The 3,039-nt window shown below is 37.5% G+C and carries 3 protein-coding genes and 2 tRNA genes; all 5 read right to left on the reverse strand.

The window, feature by feature from the left end:
- Positions 1–673, reverse strand: a 673-nt coding sequence (locus IC220_RS06720; protein WP_188153398.1) for a GTP-binding protein, incomplete at its 3' end; no start/stop codon positions are given.
- A 78-nt stretch (positions 674–751) separates the two neighbouring features.
- Positions 752–823, reverse strand: a tRNA-Gly gene (locus IC220_RS06725).
- Between the two features lie 3 nt (positions 824–826).
- Positions 827–908: transfer RNA gene (locus IC220_RS06730), tRNA-Tyr, on the reverse strand.
- Between the two features lie 81 nt (positions 909–989).
- Positions 990–2,081, reverse strand: a complete 1,092-nt coding sequence (gene carA, locus IC220_RS06735) for a glutamine-hydrolyzing carbamoyl-phosphate synthase small subunit (protein ID WP_188153692.1) — start codon at positions 2,079–2,081, stop codon at positions 990–992.
- A gap of 185 nt (positions 2,082–2,266) precedes the next feature.
- The gene (locus IC220_RS06740) at positions 2,267–2,680 is read right to left on the reverse strand and encodes a hypothetical protein (RefSeq protein WP_188153693.1); all 414 of its coding nucleotides are present in this window, start codon (positions 2,678–2,680) and stop codon (positions 2,267–2,269) included.
- Positions 2,681–3,039 lie beyond the last annotated feature (359 nt).

The following is a 3,039-nucleotide window of genomic DNA, read 5'->3' on the forward strand; positions in this document are numbered from 1 at the left end:
TTACTACCGTTCCTCGCCCTGATATTGAAAATACATCTTCTACAGGCATCAAAAACGGCAATTCTACCGGCCTTGGCGGTACCGCTACATATTCATCTAATTTCTCCATTAACTTCTCTATCGATTTCTTTCCATATTCACTATCTTCATCTTCCAACGCTTTCAGCGCAGAACCCACCACTACCGGCACATCATCTCCGGGGAAACCATATTTCGTGAGCAATTCCCTCACTTCCATTTCCACCAAATCTATCATGTCAGGATCAGCCACATCGGCCTTATTTATATACACCACTATATATCCAACCCCTACTTGCTTTGCGAGCAGGATATGTTCTCTCGTTTGCGGCATCGGACCATCAACCCCCGACACCACCAATATTGCAGCATCCATCTGCGCCGCCCCCACTATCATATTCTTTACATAATCCGCGTGTCCAGGGCAATCCACATGTGCATAGTGCCTAGTCTCTGTTTGGTATTCAACATGCGCTGTTGCTATCGTTATTCCCCTTTTTCTTTCCTCTGGCGCTTTATCTATTTGGTCATATGCTACAAAATTTCCATAATGCTTCGTTATCGCTGCCGTTAATGTCGTTTTTCCATGATCCACATGCCCTATCGTTCCTACATTTACGTGCGGCTTGCCAAATGCTTCTACTACTGTTGTCATAATTTAAACTTTCTACCTAAAATATAAATACATCAATAAATAATATGTTGATTTTATAAAAATACAACAAAAAAAAAGAGCGGATAGTGGGATTCGAACCCACTCCACTAGCTTGGAAGGCTAGAGCTCTACCAATTAAGCTATACCCGCAGATGGAGGAGGTAGGATTCGAACCTACGTACGCAACGCGAACAGATTTACAGTCTGCTACCTTTAACCACTCGGTCACTCCTCCGCAAACTTCACAGTGATTTGACTTAATATTAAATGCCTAGAATTAAAAAATCAAGTAATTAAAAAAATAATTTTCCAAAATTTACATTTTGTATAGTTTAATATTATCAATGAAACGCTTAAATAAATAATGTGAGTCATGTGTGCCAGGCGCCTCTTCTGGGTGATATTGCACAGAAAATATCGGATGGTCCTTTATAGCTATCCCCTCAATACTCCCATCAAATAAGGAAATATGAGTAACTTTAACATTGTTGGGAAGCGAATCTGAATCAACAACAAAACCATGATTTTGACTGGTTATCTCCACTTTTTCACTACTTATTTCATAAACTGGATGGTTGCTCCCTCGATGACCACTACTCATTTTAACAGTTTTTGCTCCAAGAGTTATTGCAAGCAATTGATGCCCCATACATATACCAAAAACTGGTATTCCGGATCTCAAAATAATATCTATTTCTAAAGTAACACCCTTCCCTATCTCTTTTGGATCACCAGGACCATTAGAAAGTACTATACCATCTGGCTTCAAATTTAATACTTCCTGAGCAAAGCCTTTAGTTGGTTTGATTAACTTAATTGTGCAACCCAACTCCATTAAACGCAAAACTATACTAGCCTTAATCCCGAAATCAACTATTGCAACTTTATACTTTGCATCAGAGTTACCTTGAAAATCGTTGCTTAAACTAACTTTATTAGTGATTTCTATTCCATCTTCAGATCTATATTCGTTTAATTCCTGTAAGATGCAATCTAGATTGATGCTATCCGATGGGCATATCATGCCATTTTGCGATCCATGATCTCTCAAATGCCTAGTTAAAGCTCTAGTATCAACACCAGATATCCCAATTATATCATTTTCTTTCAACCAATCATTGACACTAATATAAGAAGATGGATGTGATGCTGATGAAAGCTCTCGCACAACTACGCCACTTGCAAAAATCTTTTTTCCTTCATTATCCTTACCATTTACCCCAACATTACCAACATGAGGAAAAGTAAATGTAATAATTTGGTCGGCAAAAGAAGGATCAGTTATAGTATGCTGATAGCCTGTCATACCAGTAGTGAAACATACCTCTCCTATACATTTACCTTTTTTACCTATTGACTTTCCTAAAAAGGACTTACCGTCTTGTAAAACTAAAATTACATCATGCACTTCAATTTATTTAAAATTTAACCTTAAAAACACTACTCTAATGTTAATAAACTTTAGCTTTTGTGAAAACAGAAAAAATCATCTTACCACAAGCGTATCCTCTAAAATTAGAAAAAGCCTGTTAAAATTGCTTTTAACATAATAAAATCTATAACATGATTGCTTTAAGTAAATTAAGTACATTACTAACTAGCAGACACTTCCTTTGAAAATTGTGCCATTCTTTCTATTACAGGAGCGATAATATATTTCTCTGCAGCTAAAGCTGACATTATTCCTATTGCTCCTATTATTGCACCAGCTAAAATTGCTGTCCATGTACCTGACATTACACCAGGAAACAAAGAGCTTGCAGCATCACCACAAGCAATACCAACTGCTGAAGCAGCAATTGTTGCTATGCCCACCTTAATTGGAAGCTCCTTACCTTTAGGAGTTCCGCTATCCAATAGAGATCTCATACATAACACCGCTATAGGCACAAAACCAGCAATGCCACCCATCACCAAAGGTGATAAGGCTGTAAAACTTAACCCAAGACCTACAATAGCCCCTATTGCAACCCCCACCCCAAAAAACTTTAAATCTTCTGTATCCATATACTCCTCCTCAACATTAAATTAATTGCAAAGTATTACAAATTTATACTTGTTTGTAAAGCCATTAAGGTAAATTAAGTACTCTGATAACCAGACGATCTTTCTGACAAACATTCTGCAACTTTTTCAACTACGGGTTCCATGATATATTTCGCCATAAATCTAGGTAGTGTAGACATTCAAAAAGAAAGGAGTTATAATAACAATTTTTGAGAGAAGCTAAGGATGTTATACGACTTAAAAGATAAGCAATGGGAAAGGATAAAGGAGAGTTTACCCGGAAAGAAAGGGGATAGTGGAAGGAGTGCAAAGGACAACAGAAAGTTCATAGCAGCAGTGATGTGGATAGGGCGAACAGG

Source organism: Wolbachia endosymbiont of Pentalonia nigronervosa (assembly GCF_014534705.1).
Lineage (GTDB): Bacteria > Pseudomonadota > Alphaproteobacteria > Rickettsiales > Anaplasmataceae > Wolbachia.

Bases quoted from the DNA above. Each gene is read 5' to 3' on its own strand.
- IC220_RS06740 (WP_188153693.1), bottom strand. From the start codon at position 2,680: ATGGATACAGAAGATTTAAAGTTTTTTGGGGTGGGGGTTGCAATAGGG.